Source organism: Aliivibrio sp. S10_S31 (assembly GCF_014694495.1).
GTDB lineage: Bacteria > Pseudomonadota > Gammaproteobacteria > Enterobacterales > Vibrionaceae > Aliivibrio > Aliivibrio fischeri.
The window spans coordinates 1-447 of sequence record NZ_JAAUWR010000121.1; the positions used below are offsets into that span (position 1 = coordinate 1).

The 447-nt window shown below is 43.0% G+C and carries 3 tRNA genes; all 3 read left to right on the plus strand.

Going from position 1 to position 447, the window contains the following annotated elements:
• The first annotated feature begins 123 nt into the window (after window positions 1-123).
• The 3 genes from HC728_RS19860 to HC728_RS19870 all read left to right on the plus strand — a co-directional run bounded on the left by HC728_RS19860 (window position 124) and on the right by HC728_RS19870 (window position 399).
• Window positions 124-208: transfer RNA gene (locus HC728_RS19860), tRNA-Leu, on the plus strand.
• 10 nt (window positions 209-218) lie between these two features.
• A tRNA-Met gene (locus HC728_RS19865) sits at window positions 219-295 on the plus strand.
• Between the two features lie 29 nt (window positions 296-324).
• Window positions 325-399 (plus strand) — tRNA-Gln (locus HC728_RS19870).
• The last annotated feature ends 48 nt before the right edge of the window (window positions 400-447 follow it).

Sequence of the window (447 nt, forward strand, 5' to 3'; positions counted from 1 at the left end):
TTGATGCCGCCATTCCCTGGTTCAAATCCAGGTATCCCAGCCACTTTAAAACATAATTGATTCATTTCGATTATGACAACGTGTTATTGAATCACCAATCTTCAATTTCACTACAATATTTGTGCGGTCGTGGCGGAATTGGTAGACGCACCAGATTTAGGTTCTGGCGCCGCGAGGTGTGAGAGTTCAAGTCTCTCCGACCGCACCATTAATTGAATGGCTACTTAGCTCAGCTGGTTAGAGCACATCACTCATAATGATGGGGTCACAGGTTCAAATCCCGTAGTAGCCACCATTTTTTAATTGTTTAGTAAAACAATTCGTTGGGATATCGCCAAGCGGTAAGGCAGCGGCTTTTGATGCCGCCATTCCCTGGTTCAAATCCAGGTATCCCAGCCATTTTAAAACGTAATTGATTTATTTCGATTATGACAACGTGTTATTGAA